Raw genomic sequence first — 18,105 nt, 5'->3', positions numbered from 1 at the left:
TGTATCTGTCTTGAGATAGATTTGCGGTTAATGCCTGGGGTGGAAAAGGCGAGCATTTCTAGGTGCAGACGCGGTTCCAACCGCCGTCTGCATTTGGAATCTAGAAACCGTTGCGGCCCCAAATTACCATTGAAATTGAGAAGGAGAACAGAACTAGCACCGAAACCCAACCGAGTGACAAAATATCCATAGCTATTTATTGAACTAACTGTACAAAGTGACTTCAACCCTTTTGACATCCACCCCGCCCGGTCGGTACGGGGATTCCCAAACCTCACGATTTGAATTTCTGCTTCGAATGCAACTGCCTCCACCCTCAAAGAGATTTGGTCTTATGTTCGCTCCACAGACTAACCCCGCAAGCCCTGCGGTTTTTACGTGTCGAATACCAAACGGAATTCTTCGTACTTTTGATTCTAGGGATGTTTACCATTGCCCTATCCTCTTTTCCCGGTCTACCTATTTTTCTTTCCCGTTGCGGTTGTCGCAAACTTATTAATTAGGGTTTATGTTCACATAGTCGCGAGTGGGTCATTGACCAATTATATTGTAATATAAAGCCGTCCTAAAAGGACGGGGTTTCTACCCAATTTTCTGATGATAAGTCAATTTGAGCCATTTTTGAAATGAGGGTGTTGTGAAGGACTCGTCAAATTTTAGTTTCGCTGAACGGGTAGAATCTTTGAAAGCAGGGACTGTTGCTGCTTTGTCTTGTTTTTTTGGTTTTGGGGCGATCGCCCTGGTTAACAGCTTAATCCTAGCCCGCTGGTGGGATTCTCTGACGAGCTTGCAGGTAATAGCCGTTGACCTAAATTTTGCCTTCAGAGGAGTGATGGTGCTTTTGGGCGGTTTCTTATTCGGCGTTACCTACCGCTACGCTATCCGGCGCGATACTAACCCGCACCTTAAATCTGGCGTGGTGTTGGCTTTTGGGCTGGTGCGGGCTTTTGGACAGTTGGATGCGGGACTTTCTTTTGAGGCGGGGAAAATACCGGGTTTGCTGGAGTTATTGCCGTTTGCGGTTGGTGCGGTGGAAAGCGTACTATTGTTTGCGATCGCGCGTTTGGTGTTGGATTGGGCGATCCTCTTCCAGGGCTTCGCTAACGGGCGATCGTTGATTCAACCATTCGGGCGATCGTAGACAATATAATATCCGGTTGAGCGATCGCAAAAACAGTTCGATCGATCGCGCGTGCGGACTTTAATCCGCTCCAATTTGGGGACTAAAGTCCGCACTACGAACTAATAGCCTTTTTATTTCAAACCTAATACCTCATATTCTAAATTGCCGTAAACCATTTGCTTGTCTACCGCCGACAAAACCTTATTGTTAGCAGCATCAGAAACTAAACACTGACAAACTAAATCCGCTACATCCGCCCGGTGAATCGTTCCCGCCACCCGACAATCTTCCGTTAAAACACCGTTCCCCGTCGCAGGTTCCGATTTCAATCCGCCCGGACGAATCACAGTATAAATCATCCCGCTTGCTATCAAATGATTTTCTGCTTTTTCCTTTTCAATTAACACCGGGCGCAAAGTTTCTAAAGCTTGCGGTGGCAAAGCAGAGGCAGTGTTACCGCTTCCGATGGATGAAACTAAAATAAATTTTTGTACGCCTGCTTTAACGGCCGCATCAATCAAGTTTTTGTTGCCCAAATAATCGGCTCTTTCCCCATCCTTTGGCAAGCCGCCAACGGTGCTGATTACGGCATGAATTGGTTCGCCTCCAGCCATCGCAGCTTCTACAGCCGCAGCGTCCAAAGCGTCGCCACTCACGACTTTGATGCCCATTGTTTCTAATTCGGTGCGGTGGTTGGGCGATCGCAAAAGTGCAGTTACTTGCATCTTTTGTGCTACGAGACATTTTGCGATTTCTAAGCCAACACCTCGGCTAGCACCTGCTAAAAAAACGTGGAAATTTTCTGTCATATAAGTTTGGTTTTAATTTGTGCAGAAATTGGTGTATTTGACTGGGGAGTATTATACAGCAATTCTCTGTGCATTTTTGAATTCGTTTTTTTTTAACCGCAGAGGGCGCAGAGGGCGCAGAGGAAGAGAGGGGAAAGATTGGCAATTGCTGATTTATATTAGATTTTTTTTGCCCACGATTACTACCCAAGATTGAGCTTCGCGCGGTAAGCCGGGGGGGCGGTAGTAGTGGTTGAATATTGCAAATCCTGCTTGTTCTAAACAAGGTGCTAAAGTTTCGTATTCCCATCCTGCAGTATAGCGTTTTCCCGTCGGTCGCTCGTCGTAGCCTTCCCAATTTCCCCGGCACATTGACATGACAATTGCACCGTTAACAACTAAGGCTTTGTGCAAATTTTGCAACACTTTCACCATCTCGTCGCTGGGAACGTGAATCAGGGAAGCATTGGCGAAAATACCGTCAAATTCTGCCTTTGGTAAGTCGAGATTCAGAAAAGATTGCTGCCAAACTTCGCAGCCGGATAACTTTTTTGCTGTTTCTACAAAAGCCGGGGTTGCATCTAAGCCTACAACTGTGTGTCCTTGGCTTTTAAACGCTACTAAATCTCGTCCTGGGCCGCATCCTATATCTAGAATTTTACCCGGATTGCGGGGCATGACAGCGGTCAGTGCGGATCGATTTTGAGATACGTCGTGATGCCATGTTCCTTGCAGGAAAGATTCGGCGGTTGCTTGGTATTCTGCGATCGTAATTTCTTCGCGTTTGTCCACAATTTCTCCCTCTTGTAGGATTTTAGATTTGAGATTGAAGAATCTCAACCGTAGGGACACGGCACTGCCGTGTCCTATTCTATTTAATCTGCCATTTCCTACTGTATTTCATCCGATTGAAAACTGCTATAATAGTTAAACAACCAGGGTTTTTTGTTCGGATTTGGTAACTGCTGAATCAACTTCTAAGAGAGAATCTTCGGGAGATTCGATCGCAAATCCCGCATCTCGAATCATATCCCAATCTTGATGTGCAGCTTGTCCGGGAGTAGTCAGATAATCGCCCACAAAGATAGAATTAGCCGCGTAAAGTCCGAGGGGTTGCAAGGATCGCAAATGCACCTCTCGTCCCCCAGCAATCCGAATTTCTTGGCTGGGAAGCAAAAATCGGAACATACAGAGAATTCGCAAACATTGGCGGGGATTTAATGTGTTTAAACCTGCAAAGGGCGTACCGGGAATCGGAATGAAAAAGTTGACCGGCACGCTAGTAACGCCCAATTTTCGCAGGGAAAGCGCTAAGTCTATCGCATCATCATCCGATTCGCCCATCCCCAAAATTCCGCCGGAACAAGTGGTGATTCCCGCTGCTTTTACGTTTTCGACGGTTTCCAGGCGATCGCCAAAAGTGTGAGTGGTGCAGATGTCCGTGTGGTACGATTCGGAAGTATTGAGATTGTGATTTACGCGATCGACTCCAGCTTTAGCCAAACGGTGAGTTTGTTCCTCGCTCAACAATCCCAAACAAGCGCAAATTTTTAGGTTATAATTTGCCTTCACAGTCTCGACAGCATCCAAAACGCGATCGAAAGTAGATGCGTTGGGTTGGCGGCCAGAAATTACCAAACAAAACGTACCAGCTTTTAAATCTGCCGCGCGCCCGGCCGCCTCCAGAATTTTTTCCTTAGCTAAAAGCGGATATTTTTCTATTTCCGCAGTCGAGATTTTGGACTGAGAACAATAATGGCAATCTTCAGGACAAAGGCCGCTTTGAGCGTTTAGCAAATAGTGCAATCTGACGCGGTTTCCCCAGTAATGGCGGCGCACCCGATAAGCTGCGTTTAGTTGTTCCAGCAAAACCTCATCCGGTGCACGCAATACGGCTAAAGATTGCTCGCGAGAGATACATTTGCCCGCCAGCGCGTCGTCAGCCAAATCGTTCCAATTGGGTAAATTCATCACTAAAATTAAAGAGTTTACAAAGTATCCAGAACCTGACGAATCACCCGATAAATCGATTCTAATTCATCAGGAGAAATGCAGTAAGGAGGCATCAAGTAAAGCGTATTTCCCAAGGGGCGGAGCAAAAAGCCCGCTTCGAGAAATTTGGCTTTCAACATAGGAGCGATGTCATTAAAATAACCGGAACTGCTTTCGGTTTTGACATCCATTGCTGCAATGGTGCCGCAAGTCCGAATCCGTTCTAGTTTAGGATGATTGATCAGCCATTGATTCAGGTATTTGCGGTGGAGTTTTTCCATCCCTTGGTACACATTTGGGTTTTGCTCCAAAAGCTCCAAAGATGCTACACCCACCGCACAAGCTAAAGGATTTCCAGTGTAAGAATGACCGTGATAAAAAGCTTTGTCCGATTCATCTCGCCAGAAAGCTTGATAAATATCCTCCGATGCCATTGTGACAGAAAGTGGCAAGCAACCGCCAGACAATCCCTTAGACAAACACATGATATCCGGTGCAGTTCCAGATTTAACCGAGGCAAACAGTTCGCCCGTGCGGCCAAAACCAGTCATCACTTCATCGTAAATCAACAATACATTATACTGACGGGCCATTTGTGCGATCGCCCGCAAAAACTCAGGGCGGCACATTCGCATTCCCCCAGCACCTTGCACCAAAGGCTCAATAAAAATGCCCGCATAGCCACCCTGCTGCAACAAAAACTCCAATTTCTCCAAACTCTCCGCCTCCTTGCTTTCCACCTCCGCATCCCCGTCAAAAGTCGCCGGAAAAGGCACAACATCCCCAGGAAACATTAAAGGCGCAAAAGGTTCCCACCACAGCGAACTTCTGCCAGCAGACATCGCGCCCACAGTATCGCCGTGATAACCTCCCTCAAAACTAATAAAGCTAGTGCGGTTAGTTTCTCCGACATTTAGCCAATATTGAAAAGCCATTTTCAGAGCAACTTCAACAGCAGTCGAACCGTTATCCGAAAAAAAGATTCGCGTCAAAGAATCAGGCGTGTGACTTATCAATTTATCAGCAATTTTCTGTGCCGGTTCGTGAGTAAAACCCGCAAAAATTACGTGTTCTAAAGTTTGAGCTTGTTTGTAAAGAGCCTCAGCCAGAACCGGATGGCTGTGTCCGTGAATCGTCACCCACCAACTAGAAATACAGTCGAGAATTTGCCGCCCGTCTGCTAATTCCAGCAGCGCTCCTTTACCGCGAACCACCTTCAGCGGCGCAGGAGCAGTTTTCATTTGCGTGAAGGGCTGCCAAATCGGTGAACTCGAAGAAATATGCTCCTGATTAGCCGTCATCTTTACCATCTAACTAACATCAACTCCCCTTGTAATATAGCAACTTTCACTCACTTATAAAATTTTTATTCTGTCTTCCTTCTTCTTCTCTTCCTTAGCGTCCTTTGCGTCTTCGCGGTTCGTTAAAAAAAATTAGTTTGTTGGAAATAGCTGGGCTGCAACCTTTCCAGCCATACCGCCTGCGGGCGACAGTTACAATTTTCTGCCCTTAAGCAAATAAGTCGTCATTGCCCCTTTACCTTTAACATTAATTTTACCGCGCTTTTCCAACAAATACTTATCGCACAGCAACTTATAAGTTGAACTGCTAACTTGAATTTTACCGGGAACCCCCTGAGATTCCATGCGGCTTGCCGTATTCACAGCATCTCCCCACAAATCGTAAATAAACTTTTTAGTGCCGATGACACCTGCTACAACAGGCCCAGTATTAATGCCAATGCGGATATTAAGAGGTTTGTCGCATTCGTCGCGGAATTTCATAATTTCTTGCTGCATTTCTAGGGCCATTTCCGCAATAGATTCGGCGTGATTTGTACAGGGCAGTGGCAAACCGCCTGCTACCATATAATTGTCGCCGATGGTCTTAATTTTTTCTAAGCCGTATTTTTCGCTCAAACAATCGAAAGCTGAAAATATTTTGTTAAGCAATTTGACTAATTCTTCAGGAGACGTGCGGGAGGATATTTCGGTAAAGCCTACAATATCGGCAAATAGTACCGTCACCTCGGCAAATCCGTCTGCAATATTTATCTGGCCTTGTTTTAGGCGATCGGCAATCATTTCGGGTAAGATATTTAGTAATAAACGTTCCGACTTTTCTTGTTCGGCGCGCAATATTTCCTCAGCTTGTTTCCGCTGTGCAATTTCCTGGTAGACTCGGTGAAACATTTGATTAAAAGCGACCATGACTTCTCCCAATTCGTCATCGCGCTTGACAGACAGAGAGTAGAAATCAGGTTTTTCTCGATCTTTGCTCAAAGCGTCTCCAGCAGCGAGCAAGTCATCGCGCAATCTCAAGATTGGTGCAATTACTGTCAACCCTAAAAAAAACATAGTTACAGAAGTAACAAAAGCTGATATAATGATTACTAAAATAGCAATTCGCCCGATAAATGCGTAAAGTTCAGGTTGAACGGTGGACGCATCGTGACGAACAATTAAGATGTAATCTCCTCCCAAATGTCGCTCAGTCCAAGCCACATCGTAGCGATTGCGATCGAAATTGTGCTTGTGAACTATACGAGCCATTTTCAGTTCATTTAAACTGATTTGAGGCTGTTCGCCAAGTGTATATATTAATTCACCGTTAGCTTGATAAATAGATAGTCCTAAGACTACTTGAGAATCCTTAGTAATATTTTTTACTTCTTCTTGAAATAAAGTGCGATCGGAAACATCTTGTGCTAGCACAAATTCGAGGGAATCAACAGTTGTCCGAGATAGCTGTTCCAGTTGAGTTAAAAGTTCATTTTCGCGCCGAAAATAAGAGGGGACTAAAATAATTCCCTCTATGACAAGAATGCTAGCAAATATCCACAAAGCTATTTGTCTGGACAAACGAGATTTGAAAAAATCCAAAAATGATAAAATGCGCGCTAACATAAAATTTAGTATTCTGCCAATGGCTAATTTAGGATATAGGAAAACAAACCCGGTTTATCGCCATAAATTTTGGGTTTTTCGACGAAGATAAGACGGCGGTTGAAACCGCTTCTTGTCAAACGAAGTCCGCCTCCGCGGACTGAAGAAAGAAGATAACGTAATTTTAATCGCCCGCTCTTCAACCCGCGCACCATCCAGGTTTTGCTTGTGTAGAAGCGGTTTCAACCGCCCGGTCTTCTGATCCCAAGCGTATTGGCTAGCCCCTGAATAATATAATAAACAAATTAAACCAAAACTGCGCTGACTAACCTGCCTGCAAGCAGATAAGTATTCATATCGCCTTTGCCTTTGACGTGGATAATTCCTCTGTCTTCAAACAGGTACTTATTTTGCAAGATATTGTAAGTTGATTGTGTGACTTGAATCGCGCCAGGAATTCCGTGGGATTCCATGCGGGCTGCTGTATTGACGGCATCGCCCCAGAGGTCGTAAATAAATTTTTTGGTGCCAATAACTCCCGCAATGGCAGGCCCGGTATTGATGCCGATGCGAATGTTAATTCCTGCATGATGTTTGACATTAAATTTTGCTAGTTCCTCCTGCATATCTAAGGCCATTTCTGCAATTTTTTCGGCGTGGTTGGTGCTGGGATTTGGCAAGCCTCCGACTACCATGTAAGCATCTCCAATTGTTTTGATTTTTTCCAATCCGTACTTTTCTGTCAGCCCATCGAAGGCTGAAAAAATTTCGTTAAGAAAAACGAGCAATTCTTCGGGAGATATTTGTGCTGATAGCACGGTAAAGCCCACGATATCCGCAAACAAAATCGTGACTTCTGCGAAGCCGTCCGCAATACTGCTTTGACCGTCTTTTAACCTAGCAGCAATGGATTCGGGTAAAATATTGAGCAGCAGGCGATCGCTCTTTTCTTGTTCTTTCAACAATTCTACATTAGTTTCTTGCAATTGTGCCGTGCGTTCCCTGACACGCTGTTCTAATTTTTTAGCATTTTGGCGCAACCTGCTGATTGATAAAGTTAATCCTGCGATGCCTAAAACTGAAAGTCCTGCTAATAGTAAAAACAGATTTTTTAGTCCGTTGTGAGTTTTTTGAGTTAGGGTTTCCAGAGGTTGAGTAATTTCTAATATCCCTCGGACATCTCCAATTTTCCAGTCAGTTTTAGGACTATTTGGGCTAGTGTTGTGACAGTTGATGCAGCTAGGAGTGAGAATATCGGCTTCGGCATATCGAAATGCTGGTTTGCCGCGAAATTCCTCTGTTCTAAAAAATTGTTTATTGGAATTTTGGGTTAAATAGGTAATAGCTTGACGTTCAAACTCGTCTCTAACTCCGCCTTCTTTTCGCCAGGGAAACGGGTAGTCGCTGTAGAGGCGAACTGAGACTTCGGGATTTTTGTTGGTGATATGGTTGCCCAGTTCTATTAAGAAGGTGGCTGGGACTGGAACTGTTACTTTGGTCGGGTTGTTATCGTAGGTAAAGTTAATCGCTTTAGCGGTTTTTAGAGGATTAACAACATCGGAACTGTAAAGAGTACGGGCTTCTTTAATAGCTTGGGCGTAGAGGGTGGCATTTTGGAGGGCTTGCGATTCGATGAGGTTGGAAGAAAGGCGAGACATATCTGCCATCGCTACTCCTACACCTACACAAAATAAAATTGTCACCGCAAGGAGAATTCGCTTGTAAATTAATTGGCTGATGGCAGCCAAACTGCGAGAGATTAACTGGCGCATGGTATCCTCAAGTGTGAGGTTGAATCTTGATTTGATTTTATGCACTACTAAGATAACACTGCTTGTTCAGAGTGTTTTGCTGGCGTCAGGGGTAAAGCCAGACTCTCTGAGTGCAAAGGATGGTTAATTATTGTTTACCGCGAGTGTTTCGCTTATCCGTAAGAATACGCATAACTTGATAGTGGTTTTCTGTTGAGTGAAGTATAGATGATCGAGTAAGCACAAGGCAGTACCGTGTCCCTAGTTCACGCATTTTTTGTTCTATCTCGGTTAGGATAGCAATTGTAGTCTATGGTTGGCGATCGTGAATTCTGACTCTACTGTCTCACCTACTAACAAGGAAATTTTTCCGGGAGAAGTTTTCGTCAATACTGCGGATTTTGATACGGGCATTCGGCGGCTTTTACCGAAATATGACGAAATGCTGGATGTATTAGTAGCCTGCATTGCTAACACAAACCAGCGGATTTTAGAACTCGGCTGCGGTACGGGGGAACTGAGTTTAAAAGTTCTCCAACGCTACCCGTCTGCGGAAATTGTTGCTGTGGATTATTCGCCGCGAATGCTGGATTTTGCCCGCGCCAAAATAGAGTCGGCAGGATATGCAGCCCGGTGGACTGGGATAGAATTGGATTTTGGAGAATGGGCGAACAATCCAAATTTTTCAGGTTTGGGCGATAAGTTTAATGCTGGCATTTCATCTCTGGCAATTCACCATCTTGAGGATGAGATGAAGCTGAAATTGTTTCAACGGATTGGCGAAAGTTTAACTGCTGGCGGTTGTTTTTGGAATGCCGATCCTGTGGTGGCAGAATCGTCAGCAATGAAGGATATTTATGGAGTGGCGCGAGAAGATTGGGTGCTAAATCAGGGGGAAACTTTAGCACAAATTCGGGCAAAGGTGGGGACGAGTGTTTCTTACGGGTATTCTAATCCCGATCGCCTAGCTACACTGGCGGCACAATTGGAAATGCTGGCAAACGCGGGATTTGAGACTGTGGCGGTTCCTTGGAAGTATTACGGTATGGCGGTGTTTGGGGGATTTGTTAATTAAGCTAGAATGACTAATTTTGGCGGTTTAAACTGCTGCTATAACGACTAATTTTGGCGGTTTAAACCGCTGCTACATAAACGAAGTCCGAGCAGAGGGGGACTAAGAAATTAAGATTAATTTTGGCGGTTTAAACCGCTGCTACATAAACGAAGTCCGAGCAGAGGGGGACTAAGAAATTAAGACTAATTTTGGCGGTTTAAACTGTTGCTATAACGACTAATTTTGGCGGTTTAAACCGCTGCTACATAAACGAAGTCCGAGCAGAGGGGGACTAAGAAATTAAGACTAATTTTGGCGGTTTAAACTGTTGCTACATAAACGAAGTCCGCCTACGCGGACTAAGAAATCAATTTAAGGGGCGGGGGCGGTAATTTCTGTAGGTGCGATCGCCCCTGGTGTAGGTGCTGTTGGTTTTTCCAGTAGTTGGCGCTGTTTGTTCCGAAATTCTGTGGCGGCATCGTTCAAATTTTGGCGCTGTTCGGTATTGAATTCTTCCATGCTGCGGCCGCCTCCCAATCGGGATCTGTGAATTAAATCAAATATTCCGCTGCCACTGCTGCGGCCGGAAAAAGGGTCGGTGTTGTCTTGAGTTTGAAAGTCTTGCAGTGGTTGGGCGTTATTATTATTTAAATTGCTGGCTTGAGCGAAGGTTGCTTGAGGCGATAAAATAGCACAGGTGGCGATCGCGCTGGCGGCAATTTGAATCATCGCTTTGGCGGATTTAGAAGTTTTGGTGTTCATAATTTATTAGTTCAACTTTCAAAAAAACAATTGTATCTCAACAATATTCTGACTGACAGCTAATAAACGAAGACGGCGGTTGAAACCGCGTCTACACAGACAAAACCCGGATGGTGCGCGGGTTGAAGAAGACCAGGCAGTTGAAATTACGTTATTTTTTTCAGTCCGCGGAGGCGGACTTGGTTTTTGTAGACGCGGTTTCAACCGCCGTGCGCCCTAAGTAAACCGACGGCGCAGCAGGGGTTGAATGCTCAGCAGCGCTACGACATCAAAGGCTAGCAAGACTAACAGCGCTCCTCCAAAGGTAACATTACCCCAAGGAGCGTGCATGACGACGCTAGCTAGCGACCAATCGCTGTGCAGGTACAAATAGCGGATGGGTTCGATCGCGTAACTCAGAGGATTGAGAGTGACGACAACTTGCAGCCACTGTGGCATAAACGACAGCGGCGCGAGGGCGGTGCTGGCAAATAATAGGGGCAGGTTGGTAACAAAAATAACTGCGATTAATTCTACGTGGCCGGGGAGGGCGAAGGCTAAACCGAGACTGATGCCGGTGACTCCCAAAACTAACAGCAGGACTATTAGGGCGATCGCCCCGAGTCCGGCCATTCCGGGGAATCCCGAACCCAAAAATGCTCCCGCCGTAACGATTGCGCCTGTTTGGATAAAGCTGAGGGTGACGATGAAAATAGCCGAAGCTAGGACGATCGAGAATCTGGAAGCTAGGGGCGCGACTAACAGGCGGTTGAGAAATCCGAATTCGCGATCGAACATGATCGGTAAACCGGCATTCAGCGCCCCTGCAAATGCAGTAAAAACAATCACGCCTGCGCCGAGAAATTGTCCGTAATTCTGGCTTTCGCCGAACAAGCCGGCGGGTGCATTTTTAAACAGAGCTCCGAATAAAACCAACCACATCAGTGGCTGAATAATACCTGCAACTAGCGTCGAGGGGCGGCGCTGCAATTGAATAAACAGGCGTTTGGTTAAGGCGAGGGTTTCTTGGATGAAGTCGCCCAGCAGGGAACTCGAAGTGTCAGCGGATGGGGTGGCGAGTGGCCGCTGCTGGTTGAGGTTGTTGGGGGATGTAACAGTACCGCTCATAATTGCTTGTTGATTAAATCTAACTATCTTTAGGGTAGCAAGTCTGGAGGTATTGGTGTGGTTGGGGGGGCGATCGGGCTTACAATTGAGAATAAGCTCATCAAATATGCTAAATAAAAACTTGATTTATTAGGAGGATAAAGCTATCTCATCAAGGGCGCGCGTGCGTAGCTATCCCGTAGGGAATCGCCACTTTGGTCAAAATGATGGAATCTTTGTCGGAAACTCTTCAAGATAGAGTTGTTGAACATTTGCGAGACTATCTTGAAGACTTGAGGGATGAAGAACAGTGGAATGTATCTTTTCAGAACACACAACAATCTCTGATTGTGGCTGCAAAACGCGCCAAACAGGAAATATCTGCAGGAAAAGCACAGCCATTAGATATTGATATAGCTTTAGAAATACCAACAATAGCCAACTATCCCAGCCGCCGAGAATTTATGCAATTGTCGCTAGAAGAGAGGCGAAATATTCTAGCAAAACAAGCTGAGGTAATGTTGCAACATTACCAGGAAGATAGAGAATGGCAAGAATTAGAAGCGGGAGATTTAATTGACTATTAACTCTCCTTCTCCTAAACGGGGTGATATTTGGTTGGCTAATTTCAACCCAACACTGGGAGCCGAAATCAAAAAAATTCGTCCGGCTGTAGTAGAGTATGAGTAGTTACTTATTAAGGGCGATCGCAGTAGCTCGATCGATTAACCAGCAACTATCGGAGTGTTTGATTTATGCTAATTGAGAAGATCGTTCAAGAACTACAAGACATTCCCGAAGACAAACTTGCAGAAATCTATGACTTGATTCACTACTTTCGCCTCGGATTAGGACGAGAACAGCCACAGCCTCGCAGGCCTGGTTTACTGACAGGAAAACTGGGTGATACTTTTTTTGAGCCCCTACCAGAAGAGGAACTCGAACAATGGGAATAAGCTATCTCATTGACACCCATATCCTGTTGTGGTGGCTCTTTGACGACCCCAAACTCAATGCCAAATGCCGCGACATCATTCGCAACCCGGATTTTAATATCATTGTCAGCACTGCTTCAGCCTGGGAAATAGCCACCAAATATCGCATGGGTAAACTTCCCGAAGCCAAACAGATTGTCGGGGAATATTCGCAAATCCTCCACCGATCGCAATTTATCGAACTAGCTATAACTTCAGCCCATGCCCTTCGCGCTGGCAGCCTGCCTATTGCCCACCGCGATCCGTTTGACCGGATGATTATGGCACAAGCTGAACTCGAAAATTTACCAGTTATTACCTACGATACAGCTTTTCATACGGGACTAATTGAAGTTATTCCTGCCGCCCAATCAAAAGCATGAGAATGGAAAGGGCGATCGCACTTTTGGGAATAAGGGCGAGCTCACTTTTTAGCGATCGCATACGAAAGAGAGTTAATGGGGATGGGATAAGGGCGATCGCACTTCAGGAAAATAAGGGCGATCGCTCTTGCTGTGACAGTGTTATCCTAGATAAGAGAGCGATCGGAAATTGGCGGGGAAAAAAATCTTGTCAACTATCACAGATATAGGAACTTTAATTAGCCGCAATCCTGACATACATGGTGGCTGTCCAATTATTGCCGGAACGGGTGTTACAGTCCGGCGCATTGCTATTTGGTACAAGCAAGGTTTGAATGCAGAAGAAATTGGCGATCGCATCGGGCATTTAACTCTCACTCAAGTCTATGCAGCTTTGACTTATTATCATGCTAACCGAGAGGAAATTGATGCTGACATTGCAGCGGAAGCAGCCGAAAGCGATCGAATAGAAGCATTGAGTTGCGATCGTCAGATTCAAAAGCAGTCGAGCGATATAGCTTTAGAAATACCAACACTAGGGAACTATCCCAGTCGCAGAGAATTTATGCAATTGCCATTAGAAGAGAGACGAAATATTTTAGAAAGACAAGCTGAGGTAATGTTGCAACATTACCAGGAAGATAGAGAATGGCAAGAATTAGAAGCAGGAGATTTAATTGACTACTAACTCTCCTTCTCCTAAACGGGGTGATATTTGGTTGGCTAATTTTGACCCAACAGTGGGAGCAGAAATCAAAAAAATCCGTCCCGCTGTAGTGGTAAGTTCTGATAGTGTTGGTAAATTACCACTGAAATTGGCTGCACCTATCACAGATTGGAAAGAATATTATGCTGGTAATATCTGGCACATTAAGATTGACTCAGATATTGCTAATGGTTTAACGAAAATTTCGGCAGTGGACGTGTTGCAATTGCGGGGTATGGATGTACAAAGATTCATTCGTAAAATAGGAGAACTTTCGACTACTGATAGGGAGGAAATTGCCAGGGCGATCGCCGCTGTAGTAGAGTATCAGTAGTTATTTATCAAGAGCGATCGCTATTGTTTGATTCGAGATTATTTGCCTTAATTGCACTCTATATACCACAGTCTTTTAGTCGCTGCCAAACATATAGCATATATGAATTAAAAATCTTCGTACCATTATCATAAACGGGGAGATGACCTTTTGGAGCCCCTATACTGTATTTGAGCTTAGAAGGATCCACGGCACACATAAAACTGTATGTCTCCTCAGTAGGGTAACAACGAGTAATCCACCCCAAGCGTTCCCGAAGCATTACCACTTCAACTGGATCGGCGAGTGGAACTAAGGACCCGGAAAGTTTCACGAAATGCTCTTGAACATGACCACACATACCGCGATCAAATTCCTTTACTTCTTTTTTTTTCCAATCATCCGCTTTTTTACATTCTTCCAAGATACCTAACTGGATGCTAAAACCAAAATGTCCGTCACTGTATTGTACCCAAAGCTGGTCAATAGTGCGTAAAAGTACGTTTATTGCAGTTAACCGGTTTAGGTGAAGCAGCAACAGAAATTCTTAGAGAAAAAAGTTTGTTGGATGAAGAAGCCTGGCCCGAATTGATTAACCTTTATCAAGGTAATCCCCTCTGGTTAAAATTAGTCGCTCAAACTATAAACAACTTATTTAATGGTAGAGTATCTCAATATTTAAGCTATAAACCAGTATTTTTAAGCGATGAATTGACGCCGATATTGCAGCAGCACTATCAGCGGTTGTCGGAAAGAGAAAAACAGGCTATTTCGCAACTTAGTAATGAAATCGAACCTGTTTCCTTTACTCAATTTTTGGCAAAATGTCAAGGTTCGCAGGGCGAATTATGTAAAGCAATTCAATCTTTAGCCCGACGGGGAATGATCGAAAAATTGAGCGGTGAAGCTGAAACCGTTTTCACGATTCCACCTGTGTTAAAACAGTATGTTAAAATGGTTGCAGAATAGTCCTAAATATCTAGCTAATTGTTACAATGGTAGATACAAAACAACTCCTTTCCACTCCGATTGTTCGCTACAGTTAACCAGCACCAGAAGTTCATCAATAGCCTGTCTAACTGGCATTCGATCGTTAATTATAAACAAACCTGACATTTGTTCCTTATCCCTCAACTGTTCGTAAGCCAAATCGGGCATAGTTGCTCGGTCATGGCTTAACACAATGCGATCGTTCTGGGCCGCCCAGTTGAGAATTGTTGGATCGTCAGCTTCTCGCAAACCAACATCCTGAACGCGAAGCAAGTCAAGGTCTGGCTGACGCAGGAAAAGCCCTCGAACAATATCGCCATTAAAATTTTCATCGCTCAACAGCCGCAGCATAGTTAATCCTCAAGATTGTTTTTGGGCTAACAAGCGCGATCGCACAACACTGAGATCGGGTTGAATATCCAACAAACGCTGACGGACGGAATCTGCTAATTGCTCGCGATAATTGAGATAAGCTTCTACTGTTTCTTGGTGTCGGAGATAATAGCCGATCGCACTATAGACATCGGACAATGACACAGTTGAATAACGCTGCACAATTGATTCCGGCGACGCACCATCCTGAAAAGCTCGAATCACCAATTCCAGCAAAACTCTTGAATTTCCCACCCGAATAGCACCTGTTGCATCTTCTCGGAAAGGAGGCGCTTCAACTTCTAAAACAAGATTCATTTATTAATATCCTCCAAAATTACCATCGTATTCAACCGCCGAATCATCTTAAATAGGACTAAGGCAAAAGAAACCCGGTTTCTTAAAAAAATCTGGTTTGGCGACGAGAAATCTGTAAAGAAACCGGGTTTCTGACCCCGCGCGTGGAGCTTCCAATTAAACTAAATTACGATCGCATCGCCTGTTTTTGCTCCGCCTTCAAATCGCGGTTGCTAGCAGCAGCCAACTCGGCATCCAACAGCGTCTTACCAGTCGCCGCCAAATACACATCATCCAAACTCGGCCGAGATTGAGCAATCCCAAAAGTAGGAAGTCCCGCATCTTTCAAAGCTTGCTGAATTGTCACCAGCGCATCGCTTTGCGGTGTTACTACTAAATTGAGAGAATTTCCTTGAGCCGTATTGACAATTACTTCTTGCACAAAAGGCAGCGATTGCATTAGATTTTTAGCTTTTTCGGCTTCTTCGATCGGCGAAAACTCCCGAATCCGCAGAGTCACCCGATCGCCCCCAACCCGATTTTTCAACTCCTCCGGCGTGCCCTGTGCAATCACCGTACCCTTGTCAATAATCGCCACGCGATCGGCCAAAGCGTCAACTTCTTCGAGATAGTGACTCGTAATCAAAACCGTCGTACCTTCCTCGCGCAAGCGCCGCAGGAAATCCCAAACAACCAACCGACTTTCAATATCGAGCCCGACAGTCGGTTCGTCTAACACCAAAACATCCGGCTGGTGAAGCAACCCAGCAGCCAAATCCAAGCGCTTGCGGATACCGCCGGAATACGTACCAGTCTTTTTATTTTCCCACTCCTCCAAACCGAGGAGTTTCACCATTTCGTCAATCCGCCCTTTAATCGTAGGGCGGGGCAAATGGTAAAGCGCCGCTTGCAGTTGCAGGAGTTCCCGGCCCGTCAACACCTTATCGAGAGCAACTTCTTGAGCCACATAGCCTAGTCTCTGTCGAGCAATTCTCGGCTGGCTGACAGCGCAAATGCCAGACACTTCAATGCGTCCGCTGTCTGGCGATGTTAAAGTACAAAGTACCCGCAGGGTAGTGGTTTTACCAGCACCGTTGGGCCCTAGCAAACCAAATATTTCCCCCGGTTCTACCTTGAAGGAAACATCTTTAACGGCTTCTACAGTGCCGTAGCGTTTCTGAAGATTTTCAATTAAAACGGCGGGAGCCATATATTTTGGGGATGAACTGGTTGTTAATATTTTGACACTTCTGGGCTTGATTTGCCGGAATCTCGAAATTCAAAGCCCAAGTCTCCATAGAAACCGGGTTTTTTGGCGAACCCGCGCATCTCAACCTTTAATCCCTCTCCACAACCTAATTTGTTTAAGATTGATGCGCCGAGGCAGAAACCGGTTTTTTTTAACGAACCCGCGCATCTCAACCTTTAATCCCTGTCCAAAACCCGGTTTCTTTAATATTTATGCGCCAGTTCTGATTTCTTTTCTCGGTTATTGATGTTTTTATCAAAAAAAATGGAGTTAACTATAACTTCTTATACCATTTTTATAAAGTTATGATAGATTTATATAAAGTAAAGGAGAACATTAAAATGTCTGGTTGTCCTCATATAAAGATTGCCGAACCTGTAGAAGTATTGCTAAAGATTAGGAAACAACCAAAAAAAATTTTATCATATAATAAAGTTCAAATGCTTTATTTATTTCAATCAACAAAAGTAGAAACAGTCCGAGAAATATCGTAGATTTTGGGTAAAAGTGAAACCACAATTCATCGCTGGCTCTTTCAATATAAAGAGGGTGGTCGGGAAAACTTGTTAAAAAATCGGCAGATTTTTGGCAGACCCAAGAAGTTTTCAGTTGACGTAGCGGCTGCATTACAACAATAATTGAGAGAACCCGAAGGATTTTCCCGTTATAAAGAAGTTCATCTCTGGCTCTGGCCGATCAAAGAAATACCTAGTAGTTATCAAGCTGTATACTCCTTGGTTAAAGGGGAGTTGAAAAGTAAATCGAAAATCCCAAGAACCCGCAGTAGGAAACAAAAGCCAACGGCAATCAATAAATTCAAGAATAGCCTGCCTCAAACAATCAAAGCCTTTTGCTGGATCGAGTTCCTGACCAAGTAAAGAAATACAAGAAAGTTCTGTTTTGGTGCAGTGACGAAACTCGATTAGGACTACATAAAATTCAGAGACGAAGGATAACACTACGGGGTATAAAGCCCGTAGAAGAACATCAATAGAAATTTAAATTTTTCTGGCATTAGGTCGCAGTATCCCCATCTACTGGAAGAAGTTGTTTTTTGGGAGTTTCCCCATTTAGATAAAGTTTGTTTTCAAGCATATTTGCAACAATTGTCGCTTCAATATCCCGATGAATTGCACATTATTCAAGTGGATAATGCTCCCGGTCATCTTTTAAACACATCTGAATTGCCAGACAATATTATTTTACTATTTCAGCCTCCTCATTGTCCTGAAGTAAATCCAACAGAAAGAGTGTGGGAATACATCAAAGAATTTTAAGCGAAAGTTAGTTGTTAGTAATCTTGACGAACTCCGCGTAAAAGTTCAGGAAATCTTAGCATCTTTAACGAATCATGTCATTGGTTTTCTCACAGGATGGTCTTGAATTTTACATTCTTTATCT

23 protein-coding genes are annotated in these 18,105 nt (G+C 44.5%); 10 read left to right on the top strand and 13 right to left on the bottom strand.

Annotated elements, in window-relative coordinates; translation table 11 throughout:
• Positions 1 to 100: 100 nt before the first annotated feature.
• The gene (petN, locus tag QT998_RS03595) at positions 101 to 190 is read right to left on the bottom strand and encodes a cytochrome b6-f complex subunit PetN (protein ID WP_071883976.1); all 90 of its coding nucleotides are present in this window, start codon (positions 188 to 190) and stop codon (positions 101 to 103) included.
• 447 nt (positions 191 to 637) lie between these two features.
• On the opposite strand from petN, the gene QT998_RS03590 reads away from it, so the two are divergent.
• Positions 638 to 1,141, top strand: a complete 504-nt coding sequence (locus QT998_RS03590) for a hypothetical protein (protein ID WP_333114150.1) — start codon at positions 638 to 640, stop codon at positions 1,139 to 1,141.
• Positions 1,142 to 1,254: 113 nt separating this feature from the next.
• Here the strand turns inward: QT998_RS03590 and QT998_RS03585 are convergent, their stop codons facing one another.
• The 6 genes from QT998_RS03585 to QT998_RS27390 form a co-directional block, all read right to left on the bottom strand.
• Positions 1,255 to 1,932 carry an SDR family oxidoreductase gene (locus QT998_RS03585; protein WP_333114148.1) on the bottom strand — a complete coding sequence of 226 codons (678 nt, stop codon included), beginning with the start codon at positions 1,930 to 1,932 and terminating at the stop codon, positions 1,255 to 1,257.
• A 153-nt stretch (positions 1,933 to 2,085) separates the two neighbouring features.
• Positions 2,086 to 2,703, bottom strand: coding sequence for a class I SAM-dependent methyltransferase (locus QT998_RS03580; RefSeq protein ID WP_333114146.1), 618 nt, complete (start codon positions 2,701 to 2,703; stop codon positions 2,086 to 2,088).
• Positions 2,704 to 2,838: 135 nt separating this feature from the next.
• Positions 2,839 to 3,882 carry a biotin synthase BioB gene (gene bioB / locus QT998_RS03575; protein ID WP_333114144.1) on the bottom strand — a complete coding sequence of 348 codons (1,044 nt, stop codon included), beginning with the start codon at positions 3,880 to 3,882 and terminating at the stop codon, positions 2,839 to 2,841.
• Between the two features lie 17 nt (positions 3,883 to 3,899).
• The gene (gene bioA / locus QT998_RS03570) at positions 3,900 to 5,204 is read right to left on the bottom strand and encodes an adenosylmethionine--8-amino-7-oxononanoate transaminase (RefSeq protein WP_333114283.1); all 1,305 of its coding nucleotides are present in this window, start codon (positions 5,202 to 5,204) and stop codon (positions 3,900 to 3,902) included.
• Between the two features lie 192 nt (positions 5,205 to 5,396).
• Entirely contained in the window at positions 5,397 to 6,809 is a 1,413-nt protein-coding gene (locus QT998_RS03565; RefSeq protein WP_333114142.1) for an adenylate/guanylate cyclase domain-containing protein, read from the bottom strand.
• A 284-nt stretch (positions 6,810 to 7,093) separates the two neighbouring features.
• Positions 7,094 to 8,560, bottom strand: coding sequence for an adenylate/guanylate cyclase domain-containing protein (locus QT998_RS27390; RefSeq protein ID WP_442921563.1), 1,467 nt, complete (start codon positions 8,558 to 8,560; stop codon positions 7,094 to 7,096).
• Between the two features lie 304 nt (positions 8,561 to 8,864).
• Between QT998_RS27390 and QT998_RS03550 the strand changes: the two genes are divergently transcribed.
• The gene (locus tag QT998_RS03550; protein WP_333114140.1) at positions 8,865 to 9,614 is read left to right on the top strand and encodes a class I SAM-dependent methyltransferase; all 750 of its coding nucleotides are present in this window, start codon (positions 8,865 to 8,867) and stop codon (positions 9,612 to 9,614) included.
• A gap of 351 nt (positions 9,615 to 9,965) precedes the next feature.
• Here the strand turns inward: QT998_RS03550 and QT998_RS03545 are convergent, their stop codons facing one another.
• Both QT998_RS03545 and QT998_RS03540 read right to left on the bottom strand, forming a co-directional pair.
• On the bottom strand, positions 9,966 to 10,355 hold the full coding sequence (locus QT998_RS03545) for a hypothetical protein (RefSeq protein WP_333091889.1): 390 nt from the start codon (positions 10,353 to 10,355) through the stop codon (positions 9,966 to 9,968).
• Between the two features lie 216 nt (positions 10,356 to 10,571).
• Positions 10,572 to 11,462, bottom strand: a complete 891-nt coding sequence (locus tag QT998_RS03540) for an ABC transporter permease (RefSeq protein ID WP_333114137.1) — start codon at positions 11,460 to 11,462, stop codon at positions 10,572 to 10,574.
• 203 nt (positions 11,463 to 11,665) lie between these two features.
• On the opposite strand from QT998_RS03540, the gene QT998_RS03535 reads away from it, so the two are divergent.
• The 6 genes from QT998_RS03535 (at position 11,666) to QT998_RS03510 (ending at position 13,817) form a co-directional block, all read left to right on the top strand.
• Positions 11,666 to 12,028: a hypothetical protein gene (locus QT998_RS03535; protein ID WP_333114281.1), complete on the top strand. Its 363-nt coding sequence runs from the start codon at positions 11,666 to 11,668 to the stop codon at positions 12,026 to 12,028.
• Entirely contained in the window at positions 12,018 to 12,131 is a 114-nt protein-coding gene (locus QT998_RS03530) for a type II toxin-antitoxin system PemK/MazF family toxin (protein WP_333114134.1), read from the top strand. The genes QT998_RS03535 and QT998_RS03530 overlap by 11 nt, the downstream gene beginning before the upstream one ends.
• Before the next feature lie 65 nt (positions 12,132 to 12,196).
• Positions 12,197 to 12,397: a hypothetical protein gene (locus QT998_RS03525; RefSeq protein WP_333091894.1), complete on the top strand. Its 201-nt coding sequence runs from the start codon at positions 12,197 to 12,199 to the stop codon at positions 12,395 to 12,397.
• Positions 12,388 to 12,798 (top strand): type II toxin-antitoxin system VapC family toxin, encoded by a 411-nt coding sequence (locus QT998_RS03520; protein WP_333114132.1) that lies wholly within the window; start codon positions 12,388 to 12,390, stop codon positions 12,796 to 12,798. The genes QT998_RS03525 and QT998_RS03520 overlap by 10 nt, the downstream gene beginning before the upstream one ends.
• Positions 12,799 to 12,985: 187 nt before the next feature.
• A complete protein-coding gene (locus QT998_RS03515; protein WP_333091898.1) occupies positions 12,986 to 13,465 on the top strand; it encodes a DUF433 domain-containing protein in 480 nt (159 codons plus the stop codon).
• Entirely contained in the window at positions 13,455 to 13,817 is a 363-nt protein-coding gene (locus QT998_RS03510) for a type II toxin-antitoxin system PemK/MazF family toxin (RefSeq protein WP_333091900.1), read from the top strand. Before QT998_RS03515 ends, QT998_RS03510 begins: the two co-directional genes overlap by 11 nt.
• A 58-nt stretch (positions 13,818 to 13,875) precedes the next feature.
• Here QT998_RS03510 and QT998_RS03505 read toward each other — a convergent pair whose 3' ends face one another.
• A complete protein-coding gene (locus tag QT998_RS03505) occupies positions 13,876 to 14,334 on the bottom strand; it encodes a GUN4 domain-containing protein (protein ID WP_333091902.1) in 459 nt (152 codons plus the stop codon).
• Between QT998_RS03505 and QT998_RS03500 the strand changes: the two genes are divergently transcribed.
• Positions 14,304 to 14,765 carry a hypothetical protein gene (locus tag QT998_RS03500; RefSeq protein ID WP_333091904.1) on the top strand — a complete coding sequence of 154 codons (462 nt, stop codon included), beginning with the start codon at positions 14,304 to 14,306 and terminating at the stop codon, positions 14,763 to 14,765. The two genes, QT998_RS03505 and QT998_RS03500, sit on opposite strands and share 31 nt — an antisense overlap.
• Positions 14,766 to 14,786: 21 nt before the next feature.
• Here QT998_RS03500 and QT998_RS03495 read toward each other — a convergent pair whose 3' ends face one another.
• From QT998_RS03495 to QT998_RS03485, 3 genes are all read right to left on the bottom strand, one after another.
• Positions 14,787 to 15,137, bottom strand: coding sequence for a DUF5615 family PIN-like protein (locus QT998_RS03495; RefSeq protein WP_333025501.1), 351 nt, complete (start codon positions 15,135 to 15,137; stop codon positions 14,787 to 14,789).
• A 9-nt stretch (positions 15,138 to 15,146) separates the two neighbouring features.
• Complete coding sequence (locus QT998_RS03490; protein ID WP_333091906.1) at positions 15,147 to 15,476, bottom strand: DUF433 domain-containing protein; 330 nt, start codon at positions 15,474 to 15,476, stop codon at positions 15,147 to 15,149.
• A 166-nt stretch (positions 15,477 to 15,642) separates the two neighbouring features.
• Positions 15,643 to 16,665 carry an ABC transporter ATP-binding protein gene (locus QT998_RS03485; RefSeq protein ID WP_333091908.1) on the bottom strand — a complete coding sequence of 341 codons (1,023 nt, stop codon included), beginning with the start codon at positions 16,663 to 16,665 and terminating at the stop codon, positions 15,643 to 15,645.
• Between the two features lie 1,025 nt (positions 16,666 to 17,690).
• Here QT998_RS03485 and QT998_RS03480 point away from each other — a divergent pair.
• Positions 17,691 to 17,981: a transposase gene (locus QT998_RS03480; protein ID WP_333114279.1), complete on the top strand. Its 291-nt coding sequence runs from the start codon at positions 17,691 to 17,693 to the stop codon at positions 17,979 to 17,981.
• The last annotated feature ends 124 nt before the right edge of the window (positions 17,982 to 18,105 follow it).

Origin of the sequence: Microcoleus sp. S1D4 (assembly GCF_036700765.1) — a bacterium.
Classification (GTDB): Bacteria; Cyanobacteriota; Cyanobacteriia; order Cyanobacteriales; family Microcoleaceae; genus Microcoleus.
The sequence above is the reverse complement of the archived record's forward strand: the minus strand, read 5'-3'. Positions and strand labels throughout refer to the sequence as shown.

Excerpts from the sequence above, each read along its gene's own strand:
- QT998_RS03535 (WP_333114281.1), top strand. The coding sequence starts at position 11,666 with ATGATGGAATCTTTGTCGGAAACTCTTCAAGATAGAGTTGTTGAACAT.
- QT998_RS27390 (WP_442921563.1), bottom strand. The coding sequence starts at position 8,560 with ATGCGCCAGTTAATCTCTCGCAGTTTGGCTGCCATCAGCCAATTAATT.
- QT998_RS03520 (WP_333114132.1), top strand. The coding sequence starts at position 12,388 with ATGGGAATAAGCTATCTCATTGACACCCATATCCTGTTGTGGTGGCTC.
- QT998_RS03565 (WP_333114142.1), bottom strand. The coding sequence starts at position 6,809 with ATGTTAGCGCGCATTTTATCATTTTTGGATTTTTTCAAATCTCGTTTG.
- QT998_RS03485 (WP_333091908.1), bottom strand. The coding sequence starts at position 16,665 with ATGGCTCCCGCCGTTTTAATTGAAAATCTTCAGAAACGCTACGGCACT.
- bioB (WP_333114144.1), bottom strand. The coding sequence starts at position 3,882 with ATGAATTTACCCAATTGGAACGATTTGGCTGACGACGCGCTGGCGGGC.
- QT998_RS03525 (WP_333091894.1), top strand. The coding sequence starts at position 12,197 with ATGCTAATTGAGAAGATCGTTCAAGAACTACAAGACATTCCCGAAGAC.
- bioA (WP_333114283.1), bottom strand. The coding sequence starts at position 5,204 with ATGACGGCTAATCAGGAGCATATTTCTTCGAGTTCACCGATTTGGCAG.
- QT998_RS03495 (WP_333025501.1), bottom strand. The coding sequence starts at position 15,137 with ATGCTGCGGCTGTTGAGCGATGAAAATTTTAATGGCGATATTGTTCGA.
- QT998_RS03585 (WP_333114148.1), bottom strand. The coding sequence starts at position 1,932 with ATGACAGAAAATTTCCACGTTTTTTTAGCAGGTGCTAGCCGAGGTGTT.
- petN (WP_071883976.1), bottom strand. The coding sequence starts at position 190 with ATGGATATTTTGTCACTCGGTTGGGTTTCGGTGCTAGTTCTGTTCTCC.
- QT998_RS03540 (WP_333114137.1), bottom strand. The coding sequence starts at position 11,462 with ATGAGCGGTACTGTTACATCCCCCAACAACCTCAACCAGCAGCGGCCA.
- QT998_RS03490 (WP_333091906.1), bottom strand. The coding sequence starts at position 15,476 with ATGAATCTTGTTTTAGAAGTTGAAGCGCCTCCTTTCCGAGAAGATGCA.
- QT998_RS03545 (WP_333091889.1), bottom strand. The coding sequence starts at position 10,355 with ATGAACACCAAAACTTCTAAATCCGCCAAAGCGATGATTCAAATTGCC.